The 26,481-nt window shown below is 40.4% G+C and carries 33 protein-coding genes; 1 reads left to right on the forward strand and 32 read right to left on the reverse strand.

The window, feature by feature from the left end; genetic code table 11:
• Positions 1-550 precede the first annotated feature (550 nt).
• The 13 genes from DYB02_RS10615 to DYB02_RS10710 form a co-directional block, all read right to left on the reverse strand.
• The gene (locus DYB02_RS10615) at positions 551-1,045 is read right to left on the reverse strand and encodes a GNAT family N-acetyltransferase (RefSeq protein WP_029807001.1); all 495 of its coding nucleotides are present in this window, start codon (positions 1,043-1,045) and stop codon (positions 551-553) included.
• 139 nt (positions 1,046-1,184) lie between these two features.
• Positions 1,185-1,880, reverse strand: coding sequence for a PIN domain-containing protein (locus DYB02_RS10625; protein ID WP_029807000.1), 696 nt, complete (start codon positions 1,878-1,880; stop codon positions 1,185-1,187).
• A gap of 286 nt (positions 1,881-2,166) precedes the next feature.
• The gene (locus tag DYB02_RS25915) at positions 2,167-2,298 is read right to left on the reverse strand and encodes a hypothetical protein (protein ID WP_256595181.1); all 132 of its coding nucleotides are present in this window, start codon (positions 2,296-2,298) and stop codon (positions 2,167-2,169) included.
• Between the two features lie 223 nt (positions 2,299-2,521).
• Positions 2,522-2,659 (reverse strand): hypothetical protein, encoded by a 138-nt coding sequence (locus DYB02_RS25700; RefSeq protein ID WP_154216439.1) that lies wholly within the window; start codon positions 2,657-2,659, stop codon positions 2,522-2,524.
• Positions 2,660-2,661: 2 nt separating this feature from the next.
• Positions 2,662-3,159: a hypothetical protein gene (locus DYB02_RS10640; RefSeq protein WP_049874847.1), complete on the reverse strand. Its 498-nt coding sequence runs from the start codon at positions 3,157-3,159 to the stop codon at positions 2,662-2,664.
• 144 nt (positions 3,160-3,303) lie between these two features.
• A complete protein-coding gene (locus DYB02_RS10650) occupies positions 3,304-3,645 on the reverse strand; it encodes a hypothetical protein (protein WP_021822451.1) in 342 nt (113 codons plus the stop codon).
• 190 nt (positions 3,646-3,835) lie between these two features.
• Positions 3,836-4,045 carry a DUF3955 domain-containing protein gene (locus DYB02_RS10660; protein ID WP_025506672.1) on the reverse strand — a complete coding sequence of 70 codons (210 nt, stop codon included), beginning with the start codon at positions 4,043-4,045 and terminating at the stop codon, positions 3,836-3,838.
• A 209-nt stretch (positions 4,046-4,254) separates the two neighbouring features.
• Complete coding sequence (locus DYB02_RS10665) at positions 4,255-4,932, reverse strand: class I SAM-dependent methyltransferase (protein ID WP_025527241.1); 678 nt, start codon at positions 4,930-4,932, stop codon at positions 4,255-4,257.
• A 165-nt stretch (positions 4,933-5,097) separates the two neighbouring features.
• Positions 5,098-5,598: a hypothetical protein gene (locus DYB02_RS10675; protein ID WP_225868804.1), complete on the reverse strand. Its 501-nt coding sequence runs from the start codon at positions 5,596-5,598 to the stop codon at positions 5,098-5,100.
• Positions 5,599-6,750: 1,152 nt separating this feature from the next.
• A complete protein-coding gene (locus DYB02_RS10690; RefSeq protein WP_025628418.1) occupies positions 6,751-7,071 on the reverse strand; it encodes a hypothetical protein in 321 nt (106 codons plus the stop codon).
• Positions 7,072-7,210: 139 nt separating this feature from the next.
• Positions 7,211-7,699 carry a hypothetical protein gene (locus DYB02_RS10695; RefSeq protein WP_031822897.1) on the reverse strand — a complete coding sequence of 163 codons (489 nt, stop codon included), beginning with the start codon at positions 7,697-7,699 and terminating at the stop codon, positions 7,211-7,213.
• A gap of 253 nt (positions 7,700-7,952) precedes the next feature.
• The gene (locus DYB02_RS10705) at positions 7,953-8,276 is read right to left on the reverse strand and encodes a hypothetical protein (RefSeq protein WP_029862746.1); all 324 of its coding nucleotides are present in this window, start codon (positions 8,274-8,276) and stop codon (positions 7,953-7,955) included.
• Positions 8,269-8,625, reverse strand: coding sequence for a DUF6864 domain-containing function (locus DYB02_RS10710; protein ID WP_029862745.1), 357 nt, complete (start codon positions 8,623-8,625; stop codon positions 8,269-8,271). Before DYB02_RS10710 ends, DYB02_RS10705 begins: the two co-directional genes overlap by 8 nt.
• Positions 8,626-8,886: 261 nt before the next feature.
• On the opposite strand from DYB02_RS10710, the gene DYB02_RS10720 reads away from it, so the two are divergent.
• On the forward strand, positions 8,887-9,285 hold the full coding sequence (locus DYB02_RS10720) for a hypothetical protein (protein ID WP_029862783.1): 399 nt from the start codon (positions 8,887-8,889) through the stop codon (positions 9,283-9,285).
• A gap of 715 nt (positions 9,286-10,000) precedes the next feature.
• Here the strand turns inward: DYB02_RS10720 and DYB02_RS25710 are convergent.
• The 19 genes from DYB02_RS25710 to DYB02_RS10925 form a co-directional block, all read right to left on the reverse strand.
• Positions 10,001-10,426 (reverse strand): hypothetical protein, encoded by a 426-nt coding sequence (locus DYB02_RS25710; RefSeq protein WP_162276216.1) that lies wholly within the window; start codon positions 10,424-10,426, stop codon positions 10,001-10,003.
• A 537-nt stretch (positions 10,427-10,963) separates the two neighbouring features.
• A complete protein-coding gene (locus tag DYB02_RS25715) occupies positions 10,964-11,203 on the reverse strand; it encodes a hypothetical protein (RefSeq protein WP_077345976.1) in 240 nt (79 codons plus the stop codon).
• 656 nt (positions 11,204-11,859) lie between these two features.
• The gene (locus DYB02_RS10745) at positions 11,860-12,468 is read right to left on the reverse strand and encodes a hypothetical protein (RefSeq protein ID WP_047022979.1); all 609 of its coding nucleotides are present in this window, start codon (positions 12,466-12,468) and stop codon (positions 11,860-11,862) included.
• Positions 12,469-12,626: 158 nt separating this feature from the next.
• Complete coding sequence (locus DYB02_RS10755; protein ID WP_029862693.1) at positions 12,627-13,091, reverse strand: GNAT family N-acetyltransferase; 465 nt, start codon at positions 13,089-13,091, stop codon at positions 12,627-12,629.
• A gap of 160 nt (positions 13,092-13,251) precedes the next feature.
• Positions 13,252-13,437, reverse strand: coding sequence for a hypothetical protein (locus DYB02_RS10765; protein WP_011080267.1), 186 nt, complete (start codon positions 13,435-13,437; stop codon positions 13,252-13,254).
• A 256-nt stretch (positions 13,438-13,693) separates the two neighbouring features.
• Entirely contained in the window at positions 13,694-14,140 is a 447-nt protein-coding gene (locus DYB02_RS10770; protein WP_047022980.1) for a GNAT family N-acetyltransferase, read from the reverse strand.
• A 1,591-nt stretch (positions 14,141-15,731) separates the two neighbouring features.
• A complete protein-coding gene (locus tag DYB02_RS10800; RefSeq protein WP_025611557.1) occupies positions 15,732-16,217 on the reverse strand; it encodes a type VI secretion system amidase effector protein Tae4 in 486 nt (161 codons plus the stop codon).
• A gap of 259 nt (positions 16,218-16,476) precedes the next feature.
• Positions 16,477-17,034 (reverse strand): nucleotidyltransferase domain-containing protein, encoded by a 558-nt coding sequence (locus DYB02_RS10805; protein WP_029862606.1) that lies wholly within the window; start codon positions 17,032-17,034, stop codon positions 16,477-16,479.
• Positions 17,035-17,184: 150 nt separating this feature from the next.
• The gene (locus tag DYB02_RS10810; RefSeq protein WP_005483188.1) at positions 17,185-17,598 is read right to left on the reverse strand and encodes a VOC family protein; all 414 of its coding nucleotides are present in this window, start codon (positions 17,596-17,598) and stop codon (positions 17,185-17,187) included.
• Positions 17,599-18,309: 711 nt separating this feature from the next.
• On the reverse strand, positions 18,310-18,693 hold the full coding sequence (locus DYB02_RS10830; RefSeq protein ID WP_029862628.1) for a RidA family protein: 384 nt from the start codon (positions 18,691-18,693) through the stop codon (positions 18,310-18,312).
• Between the two features lie 145 nt (positions 18,694-18,838).
• Entirely contained in the window at positions 18,839-19,741 is a 903-nt protein-coding gene (locus DYB02_RS10840; RefSeq protein WP_049884690.1) for a hypothetical protein, read from the reverse strand.
• A 1,047-nt stretch (positions 19,742-20,788) separates the two neighbouring features.
• On the reverse strand, positions 20,789-21,001 hold the full coding sequence (locus DYB02_RS10850; protein WP_047022985.1) for a hypothetical protein: 213 nt from the start codon (positions 20,999-21,001) through the stop codon (positions 20,789-20,791).
• A gap of 144 nt (positions 21,002-21,145) precedes the next feature.
• Positions 21,146-21,547 carry a hypothetical protein gene (locus DYB02_RS10855; RefSeq protein WP_029862768.1) on the reverse strand — a complete coding sequence of 134 codons (402 nt, stop codon included), beginning with the start codon at positions 21,545-21,547 and terminating at the stop codon, positions 21,146-21,148.
• 1,296 nt (positions 21,548-22,843) lie between these two features.
• On the reverse strand, positions 22,844-23,398 hold the full coding sequence (locus DYB02_RS10875; protein ID WP_047022984.1) for a YdcF family protein: 555 nt from the start codon (positions 23,396-23,398) through the stop codon (positions 22,844-22,846).
• Between the two features lie 168 nt (positions 23,399-23,566).
• Positions 23,567-23,959, reverse strand: coding sequence for a hypothetical protein (locus DYB02_RS10885; RefSeq protein ID WP_029862668.1), 393 nt, complete (start codon positions 23,957-23,959; stop codon positions 23,567-23,569).
• A gap of 681 nt (positions 23,960-24,640) precedes the next feature.
• Positions 24,641-24,955 (reverse strand): pentapeptide repeat-containing protein, encoded by a 315-nt coding sequence (locus tag DYB02_RS26105; RefSeq protein WP_200867533.1) that lies wholly within the window; start codon positions 24,953-24,955, stop codon positions 24,641-24,643.
• Complete coding sequence (locus DYB02_RS25845) at positions 24,867-25,253, reverse strand: hypothetical protein (protein ID WP_025441768.1); 387 nt, start codon at positions 25,251-25,253, stop codon at positions 24,867-24,869. The genes DYB02_RS26105 and DYB02_RS25845 overlap by 89 nt, the downstream gene beginning before the upstream one ends.
• A 134-nt stretch (positions 25,254-25,387) precedes the next feature.
• On the reverse strand, positions 25,388-25,822 hold the full coding sequence (locus DYB02_RS10915) for a hypothetical protein (RefSeq protein WP_025787444.1): 435 nt from the start codon (positions 25,820-25,822) through the stop codon (positions 25,388-25,390).
• 121 nt (positions 25,823-25,943) lie between these two features.
• Entirely contained in the window at positions 25,944-26,435 is a 492-nt protein-coding gene (locus tag DYB02_RS10925) for a GNAT family N-acetyltransferase (RefSeq protein ID WP_029862712.1), read from the reverse strand.
• Positions 26,436-26,481 lie beyond the last annotated feature (46 nt).

Genomic DNA, 26,481 nt, shown 5'->3' on the forward strand with positions numbered 1-26,481 from the left:
CGCCGCAAACCACCTTAAACACTAAAATCAACGCATAGTAAAAATGCCACGCGTTGCGAATCCCTCTTGAACAGTTTGTTAACTGAGCGCCCTTCAGTTTTCGCCGAGCTTACAGCCACTGTAGCCAAAGCTGGTTTCACTAATTAATGATTAGTAAAGCTAACTCAAATATGTGTTTAACCAAAAGATTACAGTTTATCTTTAGTTTGAAATGTGTCTCACAACACCATACTTCGGCGATGTAAGTTCGCCGAACTAATCGCGAATGCCTTATATTATTAGAAGGCTTTGTGCCGCCTTTCACATCAGTAAACTTAAGTACCAAATTTAAATTAGTCGCATTAGCTAAATTAAGGAAACCAACCGAACACGCTAGACCTCTGGACCTAGAAACAGTATCAATGTGCTTTCGTATTTTCTGCGCCAGTTAACGCCGCGTTAAGGGGTGAACAACGCAATGCCACTCAACTTAAACTATTGTGCCATAAACACAAAAGCTAAACTTTAAACCAAAACTGCCAAGCGTTGAGAATCCCTCTTAAACGCTTTGTTATGTGCGTGCTAGACGGTAACGCCTTACCGTACCCTCACTGTCATCTGTGTAGTTACCGAGATATTCACCACCACAGTTTTCGATGACCTTTTGAGATGCGGGATTGTCAATTGAGCAAGTAACAATGACTGAGTCAGAGACAACGTGATCTCGCACCCAAGCAAGCAGAAATGAGGCTACACCCTTACCAGGAGCTGACGGTCTAGTTTCGTAGCCGACATGACCAATGACATTTTCTACGTTGGCATTAGTACCTTTGCGAACTCGGATTGCGCCTAAAATTTCAGAGTTCGATACACAGTAGTAAGTTGTGCTGGGTAAATATCCGTTTGGTAACTCGGAAGTTGCCTTAGAACGTTCGATCAAACCTGACAAATAAGCTGTTGGATTTTGCTCTACACCCGAATATTTTGGGATACCCGAATCTAAGCATTCTTTCGCATAACTCACTGATATTGGAGCCAAATCAGGATTGGCCTCAACCACTTCCATGTCGATTTTCCTCATAAGCACATAACGCCCTGTTAAGGTGTGAGCAACGCAATACCGATGCCACAGCATACCACCTTAAACACTAAACGCAACGCACAGCAAAAATGCCACGCGTTGCGAATCACTCTTAAACAGATTGTTAGCTTACAAACTTAACCTTGTCGTTGTATTCTTTGAATTCTTTTTGGACAGCCAATCCGTCAATAGACTTAAATTGTGTATTTTGATTAGCATCAGAAACTAGTTGGTTTGCACGAATTCTCAACTCACGATCATCTGTGATCAATAGTAAGTTATTGTACTCATCAGTTGCTTTTATTAGTAATTTTATAATCTCTGGGTCAGCATAAGCTTCTTTTTCAGCGTCAAATCCTAACGGAATGATTTTGATGACATTAGAGTTTTGTAACCTTTCAATTCGGCTGAGAGCACACCTTGCCAACTTGCTCTTAACATTACCGTAAGGCAGGTTTTTCAAATTCACAATCTCATCAAACTGCACCTGTGGGATTTTGATTACATTGTTCGATTTACTTAAATATGACTCTAATGAATTAAATAGGTCATCATAGTCATAGTTCATCCAAATATTTGAATCAATCACCACTAAGTCACTAAGCCTCTCATCCCACTGACTCTCAAAACTTTTAATAAACAAGTTAGCCCTGCTTAAAGCTTCTTGGTGACGTCGAGCCTCATCAGCTTTTTCTTGAGCTTGCTTTCGTACCTCTTCTGCTTCTGCTTTTTCCTTTTCTTCTTCAGTATAATCGTAATACTTCTTGCCACCGTAAGCTGCAGCGACTAAAGCCGCAGCACCAATAATGATAGGTATCATTTCTTCTTCCTTTTAATAAATATCAGATTACTCTCTGTAAGCTAACGCCGCATTAAGGGGTGAACAACGCCACCGACCAACCTAAACCATTGTGCCGTAAACACTAAAACTGATTCAAACCAAAACTGCCAAGCGTTGTGAATCCCTCTTGAATGCTTTGTTAGTTGCCAAACCTAAAGCTTTGATTTGAAGTTGATTGCCGTTTTGCCAACACTAGCTTTATGTGTATTGATAGACTCAAATCAGGCGCAGCTTCAAAGCGCCTGTCACTGAAACCACTTGGAACTCAAAGCGCCGCAGAAAACGAACCAACAACACCAAAAAGCTCTTTTAGACAGACAATGTCACCGAGCTGACTTTCAACAAGTAAATCGACTTCTGAAACGGCAAACCAAACTAGGAAAAGAACGAAGCTCAATTTCCGCGAACCAAGATTCCGAAGTTCGAAGTGCAGAATCGAGCAAAGCACACGAACGATTAGACCTAAACACTCTGTTTTAGCCGCGATTTTCCTCGTTGGCAACTAACGCCCTGTTAAGGTGTGAGCAACGCAATACCGAAGCCCCCGCATACCACCTTAAACACTAAACGCAACGCATAGCAAAAATGCCACGCGTTGCGAATCACTCTTAAACAGTTTGTTAGCCATCTTTCTTACCACCTCCGGATGACTTGGGCGGTTTTACAGGGGGCATTGGTGTTCCAACTTTCATATTAGGTAGATTACGTCCTGTATTTGGTACAATGACTCGACCTTTACCTTGAGGTTTATCTGACATGTTTACGCTCCAAGATAGTTTTCAGTGAAATATTCATCTGCTGCATTTTCAGCGGCTGCTTTTAGTTTGTTCTTTCGCGGTAAAACAATACCATTCAAACTTGCCCTTTCAGCCGATAAGATACGACCTTTTAAACGAACTGTTTCTTCATGAATTTCTTCTTCAGTTAACAAGCCCTCTGATACTTTGTACCAAATAGTCTCAGCTTCTAGGAAGATAGCTTGAACTTGATTATTTAGCTCAGACACTGCTTTTAAGCGTTTTCGATACGGCAAAAATGGTTTAATTGCAGTGATCACCTGTGACAAAGCAATTATGCAAGCCCATACCATTTGATGCTCTTTCCAAAGAGCCCAGGTAGCAATACTTGCTGATGACGCAATAGCCATGAATATACTCAAAGCTTTATCTGTCCATTCATCCTTTGCCGCGTACCCGTGAAGGTATGCAATTTGCGCTTTAAGTTCTTTCAGTAAATTCCAATATCGTAACTGATACAACTAGGTTTCCTCCTTGATGGCTAACGCCCTGCTAAGGGGTGAGCAACGCAAATACCGATGCTTCCGCACACCACTTTTATCACTAAAATCAACGCATAGTAAAAATGCCACGCGTTGCGAATCCCTCTTGAGCAGTTTGTTAGCTTAAATTATGTAGCACCAAACCACGCCACCCCAAAACAGAATATTTAGTGTCCAAACCATTATGCTTTGAACTGGGAACATATGAAAAACTAACTGGGGGCATGCTTTTAGCTCACTTGGAGAAAACAGCATTTGAGGTTGAAAATCCCAACTAGTAGCTAAACGACAACCTCGTTTGAATCGAGGATGATTAACCAAATATTCTGCGTAGGATGAATAAATTGTCCATAAGCCCAAAAAGCCAAATAACTCAATTAGAGAGATCACTTCCAAGCTAAATGGCAATAGTGAAGGTCCACCAATGAGTATAATTGCTACAAATATCCATTTTTTGTTTCTCATTACACATCCTTGTTAATGATTTAAGCTAACGCCGCATTAAGGTGTGAGCAACGCAACCACCAAGACTAAACCATTGTACCGTAAACACAAAACCCAACGATGGAATAAAAAATGCCAAGCGTTGGGAATCACTCTTAAATGCTTTGTTATAACGAAGCTTCTTAGTGCGCTTGTGGCTTAACTAACCCGTTTACTGAACCTTTCTATGTTTAACGAAGGTAACAACCAAAGCCACTAACGCCAGTAGCTGAAAAAGCCAAAATAAAGGAATGAACCCAAATGGCTCAACTAAGAAGCCATTCTCATCTACGTATGAACCGATGGTGTTATAAGCAATTAAACACAAAATACCGCTGATACAGAAAAGAACGCTTATTTTATACTTACGGAGAAATTTCATCGGAGCCTCAATATTTGAATATCTAACCATGTTAGACATTTTGTAAGAGTACATGGTTCACCCCAATAATCATGATTGGACAGACAAGTTATAACGCCGCGTTAAGTAGTGAGCAACGATACCACCTAACCTAAACGATTGCCCCGTAAACACTAAAGCCAATTTGAACTTAGAATGCCACGCGTTGCGAATCTGCCTTAAACGCTTTGTTATGCGGCTTTTACCACAAGCATCTGGGTTGCGCCTTTTTGAAACTCATATTCAACACTTTTTAGGCTTACAGAAATACCAAGACTCTCTAAATGCCTAACCACCCCAGATAAATAACTTGAGGGTTTACCATTTAACGAAATCAAAGGGTATATCCTAACCTCGTGTGATACGCGAACAAGCTCGGTAATAGCTTGAATATGCTCTCGTTCAGATACATGCTCGTCATAAAGAAACAAAAAGTGAGAACACAATGCTAGATCAAATTCTTTGTCGTCAAATGGAAGTTGAGGCAGTGAGCCACTAACGTACCTTTGCGAATTTTTACCATCTTCATAATCGGCTAAAAAGTGGTTCATTGCCATCATTCTAGTGTTCTCTAACGCCTGCGGAGAACCTATTACATCCCAGACATAACCATCCAAATTTTTCGTTAGCTGCTGCATTATTATCGGGCGGACTTCATCGATCCTACGGCTTATTTGCTCTTTAGAAAACTGATAAATAGGGTCAATTGAAACTACATAGCGCCCACTTTGGGTCAATTCTGCATTAAAACTTGCAGGACCATCACCGCATCCAAGGATTCTTTTCTCTTTATCTTCTTCAAGTATGTTAAACATTAGCTCATATTCTTTGAGCGTTCGCCCCCAAGGAACAACATCTTCTAATTTCACGTCTAAAGTCCTTTTTTATGATTAACGTTTGCCCGCATAACGCCCTGCTAAGGGGTGAGCAACGCAATACCAAAGCCGCTGCATAACACCTTAATCACGAAATTCAACGCATAGTAAAAATGCCACGCGTTGCGAATCCCTCTTGAGCAGTTTGTTATGTGAAAATTAATTTGGGCAGAGAAAAGAACCTACTAAAGGCTCTTCCACAACCTCACACTCTAACGTTCCATTTACTGAGAGTTTTAGAGGGTTCAAAGGTGTGCAACATTCATCTTCAGGCGCTATGGAGTTTTCGACTTGGTACTTAAAAATGTTGTCGTTATCTTGCCTATAAGTAAACTCACACCCCGAAAACTCACCATTAGTATCGCCAAGAACCATACCATAGCGTGTAACTATCTGAAATCTGTCTTCAAACTCGGTAAAAGTTTGAGAGACAATTTCAACATTCCCCTCATAGCATTCGAATATAGCCTCTGTAAATTCATGTTCGTTCAAAGCACTACTAATATTTACTGGTCGAAAATAAATATAGGGGCGGCAAAGGACACTATTATTGTAGCGAAAGACAACGCTAAGCTCGTCTTCCCCTATGTATTCGTAATCATTTTTATTCAAAGTTATATGCTGCGTGAAGTACGCTAATTTGAGCATTATATCTTTCACTATCTAATACCTTTACTTAGAGCTAACAACGGCTTCAGGAGAATTTTCACATAACGCCGCATTAAGGGGTGAACAACGCCACCACCTAACCTAAACCATTGTGCCGTAAACACTAAAGCCAATTCAAACCAAAACTGCCAAGCGTTGTGAATCCCTCTTGAATGCTTTGTTAGTTGCCAAACCTAAAGCTTTGCTTTGATTTGATGTTAATTGCCGCTTTGCCAACACTGTCTTTGCGTATTTTGGAAAACTCAAATCAGGCGCAGTTTCAAAGCGCCTGTCACTGAAACCACTTGGAATATACAACGCCGTAGAAAACGCGCCAACAACACCAAAAAGCGCCTTTGGATAAACAATGTTACAGAGCTAACTTTCAACATATAAATCGGTTTCTGAAATAGAGAATACAACCACAAAAGAAACCAACGCACAATTTTACAAACCTAAATAACTAGAAATTGAAATACGAAAACTGAGCCAAAAACACACGGACCTTAGCCCTAAATATTTTGTTTTAGCTGCGTTTTTCTCGTTGGCAACTAACGCCGCATTAAGGGGTGAACAACGCATTCCACCCAGACTAAACCATTGTGCCGTAAACACTAAAGCTGATTCAAACCAAAACTGCCAAGCGTTGTGAATCCCTCTTGAATGCCTTGTTAGTTGCCAGACCTAAAGCTTTGATTTGAAGTCGATTGCCGTTTTGCCAACACTTGCTTTACGTATTTTGAAAAACTCAAATCAGGCGTAGTTTCAAAGCGCCTGTCACTGAAACCACTTGGGACACAAAGCGCCGTAGAAAACGGATTAACAACACCAAAAAGCGCCTTTGGACAAACAATGTTACAGAGCTAACTTTCAACATATAAACCGGTTTCTGAAATATAGAGTCCAACCACAAAAGAAACCAACGCACGATTTTACAAACCCAAATAACTAGAAGTTGAAATACGAAAACCGAGCCAAAAACATACGGACCTTAGCCCTAAATATTTTGTTTTAGCTGCGTTTTTCTCGTTGGCAACTAACGCCTTGTTAAGGTGTGAGGCACGCAATACCGATGCGCCCGTATACCACCTTACCCACTAAACCTAACGCATAGTAAAAATGCCACGCGTGCCGAATCACTCTTGAACAATTTGTTATGTGGCTTTATAGCTGCACGCCTGGAAATAGTACCCAAATTATTGTGCTAACTACGGCTAAAAAAAGTGCAAAACCTATAATGTTAATAAGCCTCTGAACCGACACACTTTTATTTTGATAGTTAGGGTAAAAATTCTCTAAAGCAAAGCTATTAAGAAAACCTGCTATGGACATTTTCCCTATCCATACCAGCAGGCTGTTATTATCGGTACGCAACATGAAAATTTGGTTGATCGTTTGACCAGTTTCAAAAGCTTCATATGCCCAAATCAGTCCGAAAAGGACTGGTGGTGCAATTAAAAAGAAAATTGGTGCTTTAAACTTCATTTTTCTCCAGCCACATAACGCCGCATTAAGGTGTGAGCAACGCTACCACGAAACTTAACCTTACCACCGTAAACACAAAACCCAACGATTGAATGAAAAATGCCAAGCGTTGGGAATCACTCTTAAATGCTTTGTTATATTAATTTTCGTTCAACAAAGTACTGTTATCTCTTACTTGCCTAGTTGGATAGCAAGCAAACGGGAAATATAAATGCTCTTTGGTTCCATTTAGTTGCACGTATTCTAGTATTAGATGACAGTTTTTTTCGATAACTCCATACCTTTCAGTATATGCAGCGATAATTTCATGAGGAATTGCTGAAGGTATAGCTGACCTATTAGAAGCAGTAACAACATGAGCTTCATTTGGGTTCAGCAATTGATTGTCTAACTTGCTTTGTAGATACGCTGTGGTGCTAATACCTGACTGTTCAACATTGTAAATATTAATCCTAGATAATGCAGCCGGGCTATTACCAACATTGGACAACATGAAAGTGAGTTGAGTATGATCTCCTTCCAAAATTGAAATTTTCATTTCAGCTTTATATTCAACAAAAAGTTCTTTAATTGGCGGTGCTGTCCATATGGAAAGCCAAGTAAGAATAAAACCTGCGGTTATTACCACTGGGCTGACGTATCTCCTCCAATTTTGCACCGCCCCGCATTGGGCACACTTTTTCGCACCAGCTTTCAACTCACTTTTACATTCTATGCATTGACTCAATTTTTCGAATATCTCCAATTAATATAACGCCCTGTTAAGGTGTGAGCAACGCAATACCGATGCTTCCGCATACCACCTTAAGCACTAAACGCAACGCATAGCAAAAATGCCACGCGTTGCGAATCACTCTTAAACAGTTTGTTAGGGCTCTTTTTTATTGCCCTTTACCAAAAGCATAACCAAGAGCAAGAGTAATAATTGGCGTAAAAATAGCCCATGTATTTTTAATACTATCCATGGTATCTGAGCTATTGCCATCAGAACACAAGTCAACTAAGAAAAACGCAACACTAATTCCTGACGCAATACAAAAGCTCCAAGTAATTGTCATCCAAATGAAAGAGTCTTTTGCATTCTGACCAGTACCAATATGCTGTGCTATTTTACCTACGAGGTGACGTTCTGTAGCTTTAACCTTTTCTTTTTGATTAGTATCAATACTAGGTTGAAAGGTAATCTTACTTTGTTCATCAGCCATTAATTGCTCCAAGCATAAATGTATAGTGAAACTCCCTCATTTCTCCACCGTTGAAACTGTTCACGTAGTAAGTAATATAAAGCTGCTTCCCTTTTACCGAAGCGATAGGGATTGGGTCAGGATTCCCCTCTCCCAGTGAATTTTTGAAGTTGAATAGAGTCATTTTAAGTATGTTGTCTTCTACCTTACCTTCATATCTCCCACCCTTGTCATCCTCTTTAAATTCAAATTTGAGAGTTAAATTATCAATTTTGAAAGTTAGTTCAGGGGTTGTCAGATGAACGATGCCTGAAGAAATAACTTCCAGTCCATTGGTTGACACGGTGATTGGTATACCATAGTTATTCATTCTTTAACTCATTTCCTGATCATTACTATTCTTGGGATGCAATTTTACACGCATTTGTAATTGAAGCTAGTTCAAGAGTCCTAACGCCCTGTTAAGGTGTGAGCAACGCAATACCGATGCTTCCGCATACCACCTTAAACACTAAAACCAACGCATAGTAAAAATGCCACGTGTTGCGAATCACTCTTAAACAGTTTGTTAGGCAGACAACTATATGAAATAATCATCTCTACTCGTCTATTCATTCCACATATAAACATAATGAAAAAATCAGAAAATATCTTTAAGAAAATATGCAACACTTATAAATCCACCCTTTTCAAAGGCATCGACTTATCAATTCCCAACCAAAGCAATGCGAAGAGGTCACACTGGGTAGATGCACTGACAGCATTTGGACTGTTACTGGCTCTTTTCTACGCAGGTTTAGTCATCTATCGAGGGGCTGTAATCTTCAACGATATACTAGGTGCTGCGGGCACCATCATTTGGGCTTTAGTCGTGCTAGCATTATCTATTTCAACTTTAATAGATAACAATATAATGGCTAAAAAGGGCTACGACCGATTCTACAAAAGGTTCTTCTTTAAAAGCTTGTTAACTGTCGCCTTTGGTGCGATAAGCTCATATTACTCTTGGCAAGCTATGCTAGGGGCATAGTTATTTTAGAGGGAGGGGTAAACCTCTCCCTATCTTTGTAAGGCTGCCTAACGCCCAATTAAGGGGTGAGTAACGCAACACCGATGCTACCGCAAACCACCTTAATCACCAAAATTAACGCATAGTAAAAATACCACGCGTTACGAATCCCTCTTGAATTGTTTGTTAGCACGCTGCCCTTAAAGCCTTTGGCACACGCCAAGATGTTGAAATATTGAACGAAATTTATGATTTAAAACACTAAAACCAAACGGACAGCTGCCAAACTAAAAACACACTTCAAGACGTAAGTTGGCTAGAAGAAAAACATGCTTACCTGCCCTTTTTCACCACTTTCAAATTAACAAAGAATACGGGCTTCGAACTTGAACAACAGCGACAAAGAAACGCTTGTTTTGCCGAAAATTTGTCAGCACCAAAGAAACCACGCCAGAGAAATAGCCCGAAAGTTAGAAACCGTAAACGATAAACTCACAGAGAAAACTTCACATCTAGTGCCACCGGAGCGAACCTGAAAGGCACATTTAATTAGGTGTAAAGCGAGGAAAAGAAACCAATAAAAACAGAAACTTTTAGCCTTTGATGCCAACCCAGTGCTAACGCCGCATTAAGGGGTGAACAACGTCACCACCTAACTAAACCATTGTGCCGTAAACACCCAAAACCACTGCAAACCAAAACTGCCAAGCGTTGTGAATCCCTCTTGAATGCTTTGTTAGTTGCCAAACCTAAAGCTTTGATTTGAAGTCGATTGCCGTTTTGCCAACACTAGTTTTATGTGCTTTGAAAAACTCAAATCAGGCGCAGTTTTAAAGCGCCTGTCACTGAAACCACTTGGAACACGCAACGCCGTAGAAAACGAACTGACAACACCAAAAAGACCTTTTGGAGAAACAGTGCCACAAAGCTGACTTTCAACAAGTAAATCTGCTTCTGAAACGGCAAACCAAACTAGGAAAAGATCGAAGCTCAATTTCCGCGAACCAAGATCCCGAAGTTCGAAGTGCAGAATCAAGCAAAGCACACGAACGATTAGACCTAAACACTCTGTTTTAGCTGCGATTTTCTCGTTGGCAACTAACGCCGCATTAAGGGGTGAACAACGCATTCCACCCAAACTAAACCATTGTGCCGTAAACACTAAAGCCGATTCAAACTAAAACTGCCAAGCGTTGTGAATCCCTCTTGAATGCTTTGTTAGTCGCCATACCCAAGGCTTAGGTTTGGAGTTTATTACCGCTTTGCCTACACTGTTGTTACGTGCTTTGAAAAACTCAGTTCAGGCGCAGTTTCAAAGCGCCTGTCACTGAAACCACTTGGAACACGCAACGCCGTAGAAAACTAACTGACAACACCAAAAAGACCTTTTGGAGAAACAGTGCCACAAAGCTGACTTTCAACAAGTAAATCGGATTCTGAAACAGCAAACCAAGCTAGGAAAAGATCGAAACTCATTTCCGCGAGCCAAGATCCCGAAGTTCGAAGTGCAGAATCGAGCAAAGCACACGAACGATTAGACCTAAACACTCTGTTTTAGCTGTGATTTTCTCGTTGGCAACTAACGCCGCATTAAGGGGTGAGCAACGCTAACCACCTAACTTAAACCATTGTGCCGTAAACACTAAAGCTAATTCAAACCAAAACTGCCAAGCGTTGTGAATCCCTCTTGAATGCTTTGTTAGTTGCCAAACTTAAAGCTTTGATTTGAAGTTGATTGCCGCTTTGCCAACACTAACTTTACGTACGTTGAAAAACTAAAATCAGGCGCAGATCCAAAGCGCCTGTCACTGAAACCACTTGGAACAGATAGCGCCGTAGAAAGCGGACTAACAACACCAAAAAGATCTTTTGAGAAGACAATATTACAAAGCTGACTTTCAATAAGTAAATCGGTTTCTGAAACAGAGAATCCAACCACAAAAGAAACCTGAGAACGATTTTCACAAACTCGAACGATTCAAAATTGAAGTACGAAACCCCACCAAAAACACACTGACTTTAGCTCTAAACATTCTGTTTATGCTGCATTTTCCTCGTTGGCAACTAACGCGCAGTTAAGGTGTGAGAGACGCACATGCACCCTAACCTAAAATAAACTCTGATAAATCCGTGCCTATTTGGGCACTAAAACCCCAATGCGTTTCGAATCGCCTTGAACGTCTTGTTATTCCGCAACTAAAGTCGGCTATGTTTACGCCTAATCTTTTGATATGACGAGAAATTTTCGGTATGCAGGCAAAAATCGAAGCCGAAGTATTTGGCAGCTCACTACCTTAAATCGCTTTAGCGTCACTCTTTAATTGCTGCGCCATATTAAGGTGCGCTTAAAGCGCTTTAAGGCTAGCATGGAAATGACCAATATTCGCCCTTTTCGCCGCTTTTCCACCCTATTACCCCGCCACTTTCACTCTTAGGCTACAATCACGTACATTCAGCCTGAGAGATCCGTTGCGGAAATAACGCCCAATTAAGGTGTGAAGCACGCTACTACCACACCCAATTTGACCACCGTAAACACTAAACTAAACTCAAGCCAAAAATGCCAAGCGTGCTGAATCACTCTTAAATTGTTTGTTAGGTTTTTACTATCTCACTATGTATAAGCCGATTGTAAGGAACCTCATAAGCACTGGTATAATAATCAATTATTGACTGATCGCCGCCTTGTTTCTGATATAAGTCGATGTACCGAAACAGCCCGTTGGACGCATTTAGTGCTTGTAACCATATTTCATTATCTTGAAACAAAGAACCATCGGGTTGGCGTCGTAACTTGGGACTCTCTTTAAGTACTGACAAGTGATGTTCCCAGTCTAGTGAGTCACTTTTTAAAAGAGTACTCAATGGAAGTTCTTTCAACCCTGCATACTCTCCTCCCATATCGTGCGTCCAAAGCCATGGGTCATCACAAGTTACAACCATCTCATACAAACTTTTAAGATCTTTCTCATAAGCTCGAATAGCGATTAGTGTCTCAGAGCTAATTTGTTGATTTTTAATAAACTTTAAATTCTCTAGACCAGCACGAAACGCCAAAAATGCAAACAAAGGACCAAGAACTCCACCAATATAACTACCAAAGCTTCCCCAGTCACTCTGCTCATTTGAGAGACCTGAGTGAAACTGTATAAAAAAAGCACCTAGACTTATACCTGTAATCAAAACAGCAACAATAGTTGCCATATTATCTCGAATTAGATTATTCAAATTACTCCCCAAAAACCTAACGCCTTGTTAAGGGGTGAAGCACGCAACACCGATGCTACCGCATACCGCCTTAATCACTAAAACCAACGCATAGTAAAAATGCCACGCGTGCTGAATCCCTCTTGAACAATTTGTTAGCTGTATTTTTCCATTACAAAATTTCTTAGTTTTTGACCGCGGACTTCCATTTCTTGGGCTTGAACTACTTTAAAACCGAAGTGTTCGTAAAATGGACGAGCAGTGATACTGACTTCAGAAAAATAACGTTTTATACCGCGTGAATTGCCAACCTTAAAAACATGATTCATTAGAGCTTTACCTACACCTTTGCCTTGATACTCATGGTGACAAAAGAAATGGTCTATAAGCCCACTAGCTTGCAAATCTGTGTAGCCAACAATGACACCGTCTATTTCAGCAACAAATGGAGATAACCCTTTCATCCGTTTTTCCCAGACTGACGGTTCTAGACGTTCTGGAGCCCAAGCTTCGACTTGAGCTTGAGAATAGTCACGAATATTAATATTCCGAATTGTATAAAAGTGAATATCCCATAGTGCTTTGGCATCTTCTACGCTGTAATTTCTAATTGTAATCATCGTGCTTACTCCATAATACAGCTAACGCCGCGTTAAGGGGCGCAGGCACGCAATACAAAAGTGACCGTATAACACCTTAACCACTAAACACAACGCAAATTGAAAATGCCACGCGTGCCAAGTCCCTCTTGAACGCTTTGTTATGTGATGCTGTTCGAAACTACGATATGAAGACACTAACCACCCAATCAGGCAGTCCGAATAAAAATGACCAACCGCCCAAAATCGCTGCTATTGGTGAAGTAATCGGGAACAACGCCAATGCAAACATTGCAAAACCGCCAATTTTTACTGCAACCCAAAGCCAGTAGACCCAACCTAGTGGCAATAGAAGCCACATACTCATAATGACCCAACTAAAAAGTGTTGAAATAACATTTCCCATACGCCAACCACCTGTCTCTGTTGCAAAATATAAGCATAGACTTATTTTAATTATTGTATTCTGAGTTGTGTCACTATTGGGGAGTCACATAACGCCAAATTAAGGTGTGAACAACGCTAACACCTTAGCTAAAGCATTGTGCCATAAACACTAAACTTGCTTGAAGTGAAAACGCCGAGCGTTGTGAATCACTCTTAAATTTCTTGTTATGTGCGTACTAAATATTTACGTACAATCTCAGCATGTCTTTGTGTTGAATACCATTTTCATAGATTGGCTCCGGATAGTTTAGCAAAAAATGATCTTTGATGATTGAGTCTACTCGAAAACCTAAACGCTGATAATAAGTCAGTTGATAACCAAATGTACCCGTACCAAGCTCGACACGATTGATTCCTTTACTTGGTAGCTGAGATAGAACAAGCTTTAGTAACTTAGTACCAATACCCTGACCTTGCAGCTCTGGAGATACCGATACATTAAATATCTCAGCAAGGCTGTTGGTCTGCGCTTTAACTATACAAGCAGCAAAAACTCGTCCGTTGTCAAATGCAGCAAAACACCATGAACCAGGTAAATACGAAGCGATACTAGCTTCAGAAGGATCAGCTTCAAGCAATAAATCTAGTGGAATTTCGCTACTTTTGACTTCGATATATTGCATATTTCCTCCAAGCACATAACGCCCAGTTAAGGGGTGAAGCACGCAATACCGATGTTACTGCATGGTACTTCAACACAAAAACCAACGCATACCAAAAATGCCACGCGTGCTGAATCCCTCTTGAACTGTTTGTTAGCACGCTGCCCTTTAAGCCTTTGGTACACGCCAAAATATTGAAATATAGCACGAAATTCATGGCTTAAAACACCAAAACCAAACGGACAGCTGCCAAACTAAAAACAAACTTCAAGAAGTAAGTTGGCTAGAAGAAAAACATGCTTAACTGCCCTTTTTCGACGCTTTCAAATTAGCAAAGAATACGAGCTTCGAACTTGAACAACAGCAACAAAGAAACGCTTGTTTTGCCGAAAATTTCTCAGCGCCAAAGAAACCACGCCAGAGAAATAGCCCGAAAGTTAGAAACCGTAAACGATAAACTCAAAGCGAAAACTTCACATCTAGTGCCACCGGAGCGAACGTGAAAGGAACATTTGATCAGGTGTAAATCTGGGAAAAGAGACCAATAAACATCAAGACTTTTGCCCTTTGATTCCAACCCAGTGCTAACGGCTTGCTAAGGTGTGAGTAACGCAATACAAAAGCTACCGCACAGCGCCTTAATCACATAAGCCACCGCAAAGTAAAAATGCCACGCGTTACGAATCACTCTTAAGCAATTTGTTAGTACATGCGCTACTTCTATTTATGCGCTCCAAGATATTGAAAAGTGGCATGATATGAAAGGCTTTGAACACTGAAGTGAGACGGGCAGCTACAAAACTTTACCCCAGATGAAAGACGAAAGTTGGCTAGAAGAAAAACGCACTGAACAGCCCTACTTTCACTGGCTTCAAATTAGAAAAGGATTCTTTCCTCGTACTTCAACAGCCACACCAAAAATAATCAAGGTTCTCTCAAAAGCCACCACGAAAATGAAGAAGCTCCAAAGAAATAGGCTAAGAGTTAGAAACCGTAAACGGTGAAATCAAAGCGAACACTCCGTATATAGTGCCACCGGAAAGAACGTGAAAGGCACTAACTGAAAGGTGTAAAGGCGAGCGCCAAAACAGATACACACCAAAACTTATGACATTTAATGCCAAACCCGTACTAACGCCCTGTTAAGGTGTGAGCAACGCAATACCGATGCCGCCGCATACCATCTTAACCACTAAACGCAACGCATAGCAAAAATGCCACGCGTTGCGAATCACTCTTAAACAGTTTGTTATGTAACTTTACTCAACCTGAGTCAACAAGCTCAGATTTTCTAGAAAAACAGGATCGTTTTCCAAAGTAAAACACTTCGCGAGTAAAGGAGACGTCTCATTCTTATAATTAATTGCGGGCTCATATTTTTTTACTAGCCTAGATACTTCAACGAAAGTGTCTGGTGATATAGAACTCATTTGCACTATACCTGCAGAGATATTTCTAATATCACCTAAGTCGTAGTTTTTATGTTGAAAGTACTGATATAAACAATTCGCTCTCGCGAATTGTATTAATTGTTCATCGATATTAGATTGGGGACCAGTATTAGCTTTTACAGATAATGACATCAGCAAAAGTATGAAAGTCATAACCTTGATCATGTGCACTCCCAGAACAGAACTTTGTGAGTGACTGATGCATACCCTTGGTATACACATTTATTCCCATCCCATAGGTCAGCATGCCCTGTCGCATCACTCCATCCGTCAACTTGATAGACAATAATGCCCTTACGCCCTTTAATTTTCTCTAGGTGCTCTTCGGGAGTTAGCTCTTCAGGGCTAAAGTATTTTTCTGATAGGTATTTGATAAGAATTTTGACTCGAAAAATATACCAAAATTTATTTTGTCCCGAAGAGACTTGAAGACTCATTTTTCCTTCCGGCCCAATCGCGTTGTAACGAGGAATTTTGTGTTCTACACCGCTACCATTAAGAGCTTTGGAAACTCTAATAGCACAAGCGTTTGAAAATATACCTAGTTCGTAGTTCAAACCTACTTTACCACCAATTTTTTCAAAAACCACATTAGCTGGTAACGCAGGGTAATTGGCACGAAGTTTTTCCCATGTTGGCAACTTCATTTTCACCTCAATCCTTAGTAAATATCTTAGGATAGATAATGTGCCGCTGATTCGACCTCATGTAAAAAAGAGAAGAAAACTTTATGATTGAAATTATATAGTTTTGAAACTGACTAATCATGAAGTTACATAACGCCGCGTTAAGTGGTGAACAACGCGCCCACCAAACCTAACCATTGTGCCGTAAACACTAAAGTTGAATCAAACTGAAAATGCCAAGCGTTGTGAATCCGTCTTAAACGCTTTGTTATACAAACTGTTACAGCTTATCCGCCAACTTCTTAAGGTAAGATTTGGCTAGTTCATTTTTACCCCGGCTTAACCACTTTATACACTCCAAAAGTTCCCAGATTAAGCCTTGGTCACCATTTGTATATGCAGGAAAGTCTTCATGCTTTGGCGCTGGAGCATCGGTTAATCGTGACTCCACCGCACCTGCTTTATCAAATAGCACTTTGAAAGGTCTAGAGATATCAAAAGGTTCGCTTAGATCTAGGCAATGAATCTCTGTGCTGGTTAAATCCGTAAAAATGTACTTTGTAAAGTAAGCATTCTCGTTATGAAAGCCTTGATTACGATAGAAAATTTCTTTACCACGCTCAAAAGCCAAGAAGCACTCTTGTGTGGACTTATGAAATTCATTTTGGGTAAGAATCAAAATGTCAGCGTCAGATACTCGGTCACCCTTACCTGCAGCCAATGAGCCTAATAACACTGCGGCAACCACATTGTCTTCGGAAATAAACGCAGAACAAGCAGATCTAACCAGTTCATTTTGAAGGGGAAGATTTTCAAGATTAAGTTCTTCTAAACTCACAGTTACCTCCGTTTGTATAACGCCGCGTTAAGGGGTGAACAACGCTATACCACCCAACTTAAACCATTGTGCCATAAACACAAAAACTAAACTTTGAGCCAAAACCGCCAAGCGTTGAGAATCCCTCTTGAACGCTTTGTTATGTGCATGCTACTTGGTTGCTCTGTTCAGTTGCAGTAAATCCCATTTGTTACCATAGAGATCTTGGAATACCACCACTGTCCCGTATTCTTCAACTCGTGGCTCTTCATTAAATACAATGCCATTTGTCTTCATTAATTCGTAGTCTCGCCAGAAATCGTTAGTTTGTAAGAACAAGAACACACGACCACCCGTTTGATTCCCTACTGCTTGCATTTGTTCTGGTGTACTCGCTTGAGCCAAAAGCAGGTTCGTACCACTGGAATTTGGAGGAGAAACTTGAACCCAGCGTTTACCACCACCTAAGTCAGTATCTTCAACCAATGTGAATTGAAGTTTTTGAGTATAGAACTCAATAGCATCGTCGTAATTTTCAACGACTAGAGCGATGTTTCCAATTTGCTGCTGAACAGTTTTAGACATGACAATTTCCGCTATTTCAAAACGCTGATTGTACGCTATTTTATGATTTTCCGAGAAAGCACATAACGCCCAATTAAGGGGTGAGTAACGCAACACCGATGCCGCTGCAAACCGCCTTAATCACTAAAATTGCCGCATAACAAAAATGCCACGCGTTACGAATCCCTCTTGAATTGTTTGTTAGCACGCTGCCATTAAAGCCTTTGGTACATGCCAACATATTGAAATATAGCACGAAAATATGGTTTAAAACACGAGAGCAAAACAGACAACTGCCAAACTAAAAACAAACATCAAGACGTAAGTTAGCTAGAAAAAAAACATGCTTAACTGCCCTTCTTCACCGCTTCCAAATTAGCAAAGAATACGGACTTCGAACTTGAACAACAGCGTCAAAGAAACGCTTGTTTTGCCGAAAATCTCTCAGTTCCAAAGAAACCACGCCAGAGAAATAGCCCGAAAGTTAGAAACCGTAAACGATAAACTCAAAGAGAAAACTTCACATCTAGTGCCACCGGAGCGAACCTGAAAGGCACATTTGGTCAGGTGTAAAGCGAGGAAAAGAAACCAATAAACACCAAAACTTTTGACCGCTGATGCCACCCCTGTGCTAACGCCGCGTTAAGGTGTGACGTAATGCGTGCCAAACTTGAGCGAAGCGAAACTGGCACGCGTTGCGGAATCGCTCTTAAACGCTTTGTTATGGCGATACTAACGTTTAGCCACTATTCTCATTTCAACAAGTGCGTTCTCTGGGATAAATTCTGACACTCCAATAGCTGACCAAGCAGGATAAGGCTTTTTAACATATTCATCTTTTACTTTTGAAAACACATCTATGTGCTTTTTTAAGTCAATGTGGAATGTCGTCATCTCGAGGATATCGTCGTAAGTTAACCCTACCGCATTAAGGTAAACCCCGAGCTTGTAAAAAGCATCATGGAACTGTTCTTCTGGGTTCGTACTTATTTGCTTATCCTTGCGAGCAGCTGTAACGCCTGACAAATATACAGTGCCATCAGTTTCAATTACTGGCGAAAAATGCCAATCATCAAAGTAATGCCTAAATTCTTCTGGTACTATCGATGTTTTCATATTTCCCTCTAAGCCATAACGCCCTGTTAAGGTGTGAGCAACGCAATACTGATGCCGACGCATACCACCTTAAACACTAAACGCAACGCATAGTGAAAATGCCACGCGTTGCGAATCACTCTTAAACAGTTTGTTATATGCAATTTTACACGTCTTGTAGATTGACTCTTGCCTCATATTCCAATTGTTCTGACTTCAATGGAACATCCCTTTGGGCTTGTTGTAATATACGAATGTACTCATCTTGACCTAATACGTCCCACGCCAAATTCCCTTGATAGTTTGACGCATCATTTTGTGAAATATATTCAAGAATCTTAGGATGTTGCAAAAATAACTGACTAACACGCTGATTCATTTCAGATACAGATTTTTGGAATTCCAAGCCAGTTTCGTTAGTCCAATTAACATAGTAGATTGATTGATCAAATTCTTCTTTTTTTATGTAGTTTCCATTACCATCATGACCAGCCCGTTTATGCACTAATACTGAAAATATATCTGAACCACAACTTTCTGAAAACGTATTTCCGCTGCTATCTTTACCTAATAAAAAGATCTCTTTTTTATAATAAAGATTCAAGATAAACAGAGCAGCTAAAGCTCTTAGTAGATTTCCTAGATTACCTTTACTTAAACTTTTTACGCGTTCATGCTTAACCGCTTGATATGCTTTTTTCCAGTCCGCGCCACTTGAACCACGCTTAAAAGATTTATGTAACGGTGTTAGTAACTTATTACTCTCATTTTCAAAATGAAAATTTGAAGAACTTGGAACAACAACTTTCTTACTCAGTTTCCATTTTTCGTCCAAAAACTTAAGACAGTCTGTATCAAAATAAAGGTCGCCCTCCTCTGGTAACACCCCACCATTCTCGAGGTAAAGATCCTTTGAAATCGACTCGATTTCTACAGAGCAGCGAATCAACAACTCTGAGATCTTAACTGAATACACGAATAATTGTTTATCATCGAAGTGAACCCAATTTGAAAGCTCAACAACTTCTTTTTCTAGATTTTTGTATATCGGCCAATATAAATTTGACACTCAAGCCTCCTATTGCATATAACGCCGCGTTAAGGGGCGTAGGCACGCACTACAAACGTAACCGCATTACGCCTTAATCACTAAACAAACTGCAAACCAAAAATGCCACGCGAGCCAAGTCCCGCTTGAACGCTTTGTTATGTAGCCTGTCTTTCGGATTCAATTTACCACCCAAGAAAAGCTGAACAAGCTGCGAATCTTGCCGCAGCCAAATTACCTGAAATGGTTCACGAAATTGGGTAGACAAAAAGACCAGCGCCCTGGGATTCAAATCTACCAGAGACAAAGATCGCTTTTGTGTAGGGAAAACCTAACGAACGGAACCGACATTGCATACAGACGTTTCGATAACATAATGCTCGCCACACCTTGCGCCAAAAGAACCGTCTACGCGCCGTTGGCTAAAGACGACTGGATATAAACACCAAAAGTCATAAAGCTATATAACGCGCAGTTAAGGTGTGAGAGACGCACATGCACCCTAACCTAAAATAAACTCTGATAAATCCGTGCCTATTTGGGCACTAAAACCCCAATGCGTTTCGAATCGCCTTGAACGTCTTGTTATTCCGCAACTAAAGTCGGCTATGTTTACGCCTAATCTTTTGATATGACGAGAAATTTTCGGTATGCAGGCAAAAATCGAAGCCGAAGTATTTGGCAGCTCACTACCTTAAATCGCTTTAGCGTCACTCTTTAATTGCTGCGCCATATTAAGGTGCGCTTAAAGCGCTTTAAGGCTAGCATGGAAATGACCAATATTCGCCCTTTTCGCCGCTTTTCCACCCTATTACCCCGCCACTTTCACTCTTAGGCTACAATCACGTACATTCAGCCTGAGAGATCCGTTGCGGAAATAACGCCGCGTTAAGGGGTGAACAACGCAAGCCACCAAACCTTAATTATTGTGCCATAAACACAAAAAGCTAAACTTAGAACCAAAATTGCCAAGCGTTGAGAATCCCTCTTGAACGCTTTGTTATGTTCGTAGCTATTTGAAGCCACTGACATTTACAAAACTACGTCTGGTCGATGCAACAGACTTGCTCAAGCTAGGTGCTGCAACACTTCAATTTGAATGTCTCTCAATAAGTTTTGAGTATGCTCCGACTGTAAATTAAGTTCGCACCAGCCATCAGTTCCCATATATTCAGCAGAAATATAGCTGATATTTTTAATACCACTTTCATTGTTGAGGATTACAGATAGTCGGAAAATACCTAACTTCGTGTGGATTCTGCTAATTTTGAAGTTTTCCATAAACCTCCAAGAACATAACGCCAAATTAAGGTGTGAACAACGCTACCACCTTACCTAAACCATTGTGCCATAATCACTAAACTGGCTTGAAGTGAAAGCGCCGAGCGTTGTGAATCACTCTTAAATTTATTGTTATGTTTTCACTTAATACGTATACATAAGCTTAACCATTTCATTAGCTTGTTCCTTATCCAATTGGAACCAATCTAACAAGTTGGCTATACCAACAGGGTCTGAGCTATACCTCGCTAGAAGTAAGGTTAGATTTTTTTCTAACAATATAGATTCTCGAAACAGCCTGTTAATCAAAGAACAAGTATCTCCGCAAGAAATATCTTTGTCATAACAAAACAAATCAATAAATTCTATTAAGTTTTGAATATTGATCTTAGTCGTATTACTACAGTCTTTAATACTCTCTACTAGATACGACGAAACCCTTCTAGAAACCCCACTGTTAATAAGCCTAAGCTCAAATTGAACCCAATTAATTTTGAGCGGGATTTGGTTATACATCGTTTCAATCACAAATTTTGGTAACGCCATACATATCCTCGGAAACATAACGCCCAGTTAAGGGGTGAAGCACGCAATAACTAAGTTACTGCATGGCACTTCAACATTAAACCAACCGCATACCAAAAATGCCACGCGTGCTGAATCCCTCTTGAACTGTTTGTTAGCACGCTGCCCTTAAAGCTTTTGATATACGCCAAGATATTGAAATATAACACGAAAATGTTGGCTAAAAACACTGAAGCTAAACGGAAATCTGCCAAACTTAAAATTAGCTTCAAGACGTAAGTTGGCTAGAAGAAAAACATGCTTAACTGCCCTTTTTCACCAGTTTCCAATTAGCAAAGGATACGGGCGTCGGACTTTAACAGCAGCTTCAAAGAAACCTAACTTTGACGAAAATATCTCAGCGTTAAAGAAACCACACCAGAGAAATCACCCAAAAGTTAGAAACCGTAAACGATGAGGTCAAAGCGAAAACTTGGCATATAGTGCCACCGGAGCGAACATGAAAGGCACATTTGATCAGGTGTAAAGCTAGGAAAAGAAACCAATAAACACAGAAACTTTTAACCTTTGATGCCAACCCAGTGCTAACGCCCTGCTAAGGGGTGAACAACGCAATACCGAAGCCGCTGCAAACCACCTTAATCACTAAAATCAACGCATAGTAAAAATGCCACGCGTTGTGAATCCCTCTTGAGCAGTTTGTTAGTTTGCAGACCCAAAGGGTTGATTTTACGTTGTTTTAAACTTTGCGAACAACAAACTTTATGTACGTTGATGCACTTAAGTCAGGCGTAGTATCAAAGCGGCTAGTCAATGAAACCACTTGGAACAAACAACGCCGCAGAAAACGAACTCACAACACCAAAAAGCACTTTTGGAAAACCAATCTCACAATGCGGACTTTCAACAAAGTCACTGAAACCACGTGAACTTACCACACCAGAGAAAACGTCCTTGCAGCGAGTAAACTTGCAGCGAGTAAATCGGCTTTTGTACCAACAAACTCACAGAGCAGAGTTTCAGCAAAAAAGTTCGACTCAGTTACCCAAAAAGTCACAGCACCAAAGAACAAATCAACCGCTGAAACGATGCCAATTTTGTTTTTTTACCACGCTGATTAACACTGAAATTAAATGCCGATACGACATGAGCTTTTACCGCTAGATCTTGCGATATAGCTACGTTTTTCCTCTTGCAAACTAACGCCCTGTTAAGGTGTGAGGCACGCAACACCAAAGCTTCCGCATACCACCTTAACCACTAAAACCAACGCATAGCAAAAATGCCATGCGTGCCGAATCACTCTTGAACAATTTGTTATGCGTATGGTTTAACGCCTAAACTCTTTATTACTTCATGACTGTGCATTACACGTGAGACCGCGCTCTCTGTCAGCCACCAATTATCCCTGCGAGAGCTTCTATCGTTTACAAAGCAACCATAAAGTTCCAAGCTTTGCGGTAAGACGTTTTTAAATAGGTGCTTTGCCCGTTTTATGTGGAAAGCCGTTGTCAGTATTGCCACTGATTTTTTCGCGACTTCACTTTCTACGATAATCTCTGCGGAAAATTGTGCATTCTCTACTGTATTTTTTGCATGTGGCTCTAAGATAATATCCGATTCTGAAACACCATTAGTCAAAGCATACTCTCTCATCGACTCAAATTCGGGCTTTCGATCTATTGCCAAGTTGCCACCTGACAACAGAAGCTTGGAAACTTTTTTCTCTTTGTACAGTTGTACAGCAGTTGGCATCTTGTATTGGGTTGCTTTGTAACTACCAAGAACAACAAGTACTTCTGCATGTTGGAACTCATCTTGGTGTTTCGGAAAAACCACCTGCGTAATACCCTCGATTTCGTTTTTATTCAATCCTATTCCCTTACACGAGTGAATACGCATAACGCCGCGTTAAGTAGTGAGCGACGCCTACACCCAACCTAATTAATTGCACCGTAAACACACAACTCAATTTGAACTGAAAGTACCACGCGTTGCAAATCTGTCTTAAACGCTTTGTTATACATATATTTTATGTCGCTAGTAATCCAATAACTGCTGAACAAACCTCAAAGGATTAGCTAAAACAAATGACCATACTAGCAGAGAAAAACCGGTTACCTGTGTATACGGAACTGATATGGCATCGAAATATTGTGGCAGTAACCCTATAGCTCCAAGTGGCATACAAAACATACCCACGTAGGTTCGAAACTCACTTACATAGACCTCAGCAAAGGAAATCGACAACAAGACCAATGATGCTAACATTATACCAACCACAAAAAGCGGAACATAAATTTCCCAGAAGCCCATCTTTGGATGCAATAACGGTGAAAACTCAGAAAATAGAGCACTAATAAACACAGGGATGAATATTTTCGAAGACAAATCGTCAATTGCTTTAGCATAAATTGTTCCGAAAGTTTCCACTTTACCTCCATATGTATAACGCCCTGCTAAGGGGTGAGCAACGCAATACCCAAGCCGCCGCAAACCACCTTAATCACTAAATTAAACGCATAGTAAAAATGCCACGCGTTGCGAATCCCTCTTGAGCAGTTTGTTAGCACGCTGCCATTAAAGTCTTTGATATACGCCAAGATATTGAAATATAGCACGAAATTTAAGGCTGAAAACACTGAAACCAAACAGACAACTGCCAAACTGAAAACTAACTTCAAAACGTAAGTTAGCTAGAAGAAAAACATGCTTAACTGCCCTTTTTCACCGCATTCAAATTAGCAAAGGATTTGGGCTTCGGACTTGAACAGCAGCGTCAAAGAGACCAAGCTTTGACGGAAATATCTCAGCACTAAAGAAACCACACCAGATAAATAGCCAAAAAGTTAGAAACCGTAAACGCTTAAACAAGAGCAAAAACAACTCATATAGTGCCACCGTAGCGAACATGAAAGGCACACTTGAACAGCTGTAAAGCTAAGAAAAGAAACCAATAAACCCCAAGACTTTTGACCTCTGATGCCAACCCAGTGCTAACGCCGCATTAAGGGGCAGCCAACGTTACCACCAACTTACCGCATAACACCGTAATCACAAAAACCAACGCATAATAAAAGTGCCACGCGTTGGCTGTCCCTCTTAAATGCTTTGTTAGAATTTTATTCCACGGGCTTGTTTATAATTTGACCCATCAAAAACCGCCCCATCAAGAATAGCATCGTCGAAGTTTGCACCTGCTAATTTAGCTGACTTGAAAACAGCATTAGTTAAATTTGCACCAGAGAAGTTTGCCTTATCGAGTTTTGCTCCAGTAAAATCGGCCCCCTCCAAATTAGCCCCAGTAAAACAAGCAAGTATCGCTTTACTGGCTCTAAAGTTAGTTTTTTTTAAGCAAGCACTTATTGAAATTAGCTTGGAATAATTCTTTTTTCTGAAAGTCCTTTCCAGATAAATCTTGGCACGCAAAATTTTCAGGCTGGATTTCTTTTGCCTTTCGTTTGTCTTTTTCTTTAGGCTGCAGTTGCCCTTTTTGCAGCACACTGATTCTTTTACCACGTTCAGCAACAATAGATTCAAGCTCTATGACTTGCTCGATGTGCCAATACAAAGCATTAAAAGCATCAGTATCTGATTCAGATAATCGTTCTAAAATTTTACTCACCTGAAGAAAATCACCTGAAAGTGATTTACCTTTCTTTTCACTGTATAAATCAGAATAACGACTCAGTGTTTGTCTGATTTTTTGTTCTTTTGATTTAGCCATTATTTCCTCCAAAATTCTAACGCCCTGTTAAGGTGTGAGCAACGCAATGCCGAAGCCGCCGCATACCACCTTAAACACTAAAACCAACGCATAGTAAAAATGCCACGCGTTGCGAATCACTCTTAAACAGATTGTTAGGTTTCAATCCAGACGCTAGTAATTGCCAATAAAGTAGCGGATAGAACACCTAACCCAAACATCGTATAGTTAAAAAATCGGTAGTACTTTAACTTCTTTAACGCTTTATCTTCGGACTTTTCGCGAATCACTGCTTCAAAATATTTTTGATTTGAGTTGAAAATGAAGAGTGTCGATACAATGGCTATACAAAACATCACAACAGCAATAGTAAAGAGTAACTTTATGGTGCATGTAATATTGCTTACATCTTGATAAGCTGTTATCAAAATCGCTAGTGCAGCTGAAGATATCGCCAATATAGCTTTGTTTATCTCACTCCCACTATTCAGATAGGCACTTAAAATAACAGAATAATGGTTGATATTCTTGCCTTCCAGCTCCTTCAACCTACGGACTCTATTCTCTTCTTCTGTTTCAGATTTATGCATAATTCTCCTTGAAACCTAACGCCGCGTTAAGGGGTGCAGGCACGCAATACAATAGTTTCTGCACGCACCTTAAACACCAAAATCAACGCATAGTAAAAATGCCACACGTGCCAAATCCCTCTTAAACGCTTTGTTGGGCGCAGAATGCTTTATTTAGCACCCACTTTTCCAACTCTTCGTTATCACCATCAACGACGATACCAGCAAAAACGAAATTGTTAGCTTTTACAACTGAGAGAGAAGCTACATTTGCTGATGAAATCAAAGCAACTACACTTTCAGCCAAACCAGAATTGAATGCTAAGTCACAAAGTTGGTTAACCGCGAACTTTGCCATCCCTCGACCTTGTTGTTGAGGTGCAACATTGTATCCAATCTCCACCTCACCGGCTTTAGGCTCATCTTTAAAACCACAAAAACCAACAACATGATCCTTGTACAGAATCATATAAGGTAATGACCATATTTGAGCCATGGTGCTTTGAGCGTATTGAACCGAACGATTGAGTACATGTATTGGCGGAATAGAGCCACTACAAAACTCAATTTCTATATCGGTTGCCTCAGCGATCAATTGCTGAAGTTGTGTTTTATTTATCTGCTGTAGTTCCATTTTCCACTCTGCGCCTAACGCCGCGTTAAGGTGTGAACAACGCGAC

The sequence above is a fragment of the Vibrio parahaemolyticus genome, from assembly GCF_900460535.1.
In the GTDB taxonomy this organism is placed as follows: Bacteria; Pseudomonadota; Gammaproteobacteria; order Enterobacterales; family Vibrionaceae; genus Vibrio; species Vibrio parahaemolyticus.

Bases quoted from the DNA above. Each gene is read 5' to 3' on its own strand.
- DYB02_RS10650 (WP_021822451.1), bottom strand. From the start codon at position 3,645: ATGAGAAACAAAAAATGGATATTTGTAGCAATTATACTCATTGGTGGA.
- DYB02_RS10830 (WP_029862628.1), bottom strand. From the start codon at position 18,693: ATGAAAACATCGATAGTACCAGAAGAATTTAGGCATTACTTTGATGAT.
- DYB02_RS10765 (WP_011080267.1), bottom strand. From the start codon at position 13,437: ATGAGTATGTGGCTTCTATTGCCACTAGGTTGGGTCTACTGGCTTTGG.
- DYB02_RS10855 (WP_029862768.1), bottom strand. From the start codon at position 21,547: ATGGCGTTACCAAAATTTGTGATTGAAACGATGTATAACCAAATCCCG.
- DYB02_RS10810 (WP_005483188.1), bottom strand. From the start codon at position 17,598: ATGTCTAAAACTGTTCAGCAGCAAATTGGAAACATCGCTCTAGTCGTT.
- DYB02_RS25700 (WP_154216439.1), bottom strand. From the start codon at position 2,659: ATGTCAGATAAACCTCAAGGTAAAGGTCGAGTCATTGTACCAAATACA.
- DYB02_RS10720 (WP_029862783.1), top strand. From the start codon at position 8,887: ATGAAAAAATCAGAAAATATCTTTAAGAAAATATGCAACACTTATAAA.
- DYB02_RS25845 (WP_025441768.1), bottom strand. From the start codon at position 25,253: ATGGCTAAATCAAAAGAACAAAAAATCAGACAAACACTGAGTCGTTAT.
- DYB02_RS10625 (WP_029807000.1), bottom strand. From the start codon at position 1,880: ATGATACCTATCATTATTGGTGCTGCGGCTTTAGTCGCTGCAGCTTAC.
- DYB02_RS10770 (WP_047022980.1), bottom strand. From the start codon at position 14,140: ATGCAATATATCGAAGTCAAAAGTAGCGAAATTCCACTAGATTTATTG.
- DYB02_RS10745 (WP_047022979.1), bottom strand. From the start codon at position 12,468: ATGGCAACTATTGTTGCTGTTTTGATTACAGGTATAAGTCTAGGTGCT.
- DYB02_RS10710 (WP_029862745.1), bottom strand. From the start codon at position 8,625: ATGAATAACTATGGTATACCAATCACCGTGTCAACCAATGGACTGGAA.
- DYB02_RS10705 (WP_029862746.1), bottom strand. From the start codon at position 8,276: ATGGCTGATGAACAAAGTAAGATTACCTTTCAACCTAGTATTGATACT.
- DYB02_RS10615 (WP_029807001.1), bottom strand. From the start codon at position 1,045: ATGGAAGTGGTTGAGGCCAATCCTGATTTGGCTCCAATATCAGTGAGT.
- DYB02_RS10925 (WP_029862712.1), bottom strand. From the start codon at position 26,435: ATGGAACTACAGCAGATAAATAAAACACAACTTCAGCAATTGATCGCT.
- DYB02_RS10690 (WP_025628418.1), bottom strand. From the start codon at position 7,071: ATGAAGTTTAAAGCACCAATTTTCTTTTTAATTGCACCACCAGTCCTT.
- DYB02_RS10850 (WP_047022985.1), bottom strand. From the start codon at position 21,001: ATGGAAAACTTCAAAATTAGCAGAATCCACACGAAGTTAGGTATTTTC.
- DYB02_RS10915 (WP_025787444.1), bottom strand. From the start codon at position 25,822: ATGCATAAATCTGAAACAGAAGAAGAGAATAGAGTCCGTAGGTTGAAG.
- DYB02_RS10800 (WP_025611557.1), bottom strand. From the start codon at position 16,217: ATGAAGTTGCCAACATGGGAAAAACTTCGTGCCAATTACCCTGCGTTA.
- DYB02_RS10755 (WP_029862693.1), bottom strand. From the start codon at position 13,091: ATGATTACAATTAGAAATTACAGCGTAGAAGATGCCAAAGCACTATGG.
- DYB02_RS10660 (WP_025506672.1), bottom strand. From the start codon at position 4,045: ATGAAATTTCTCCGTAAGTATAAAATAAGCGTTCTTTTCTGTATCAGC.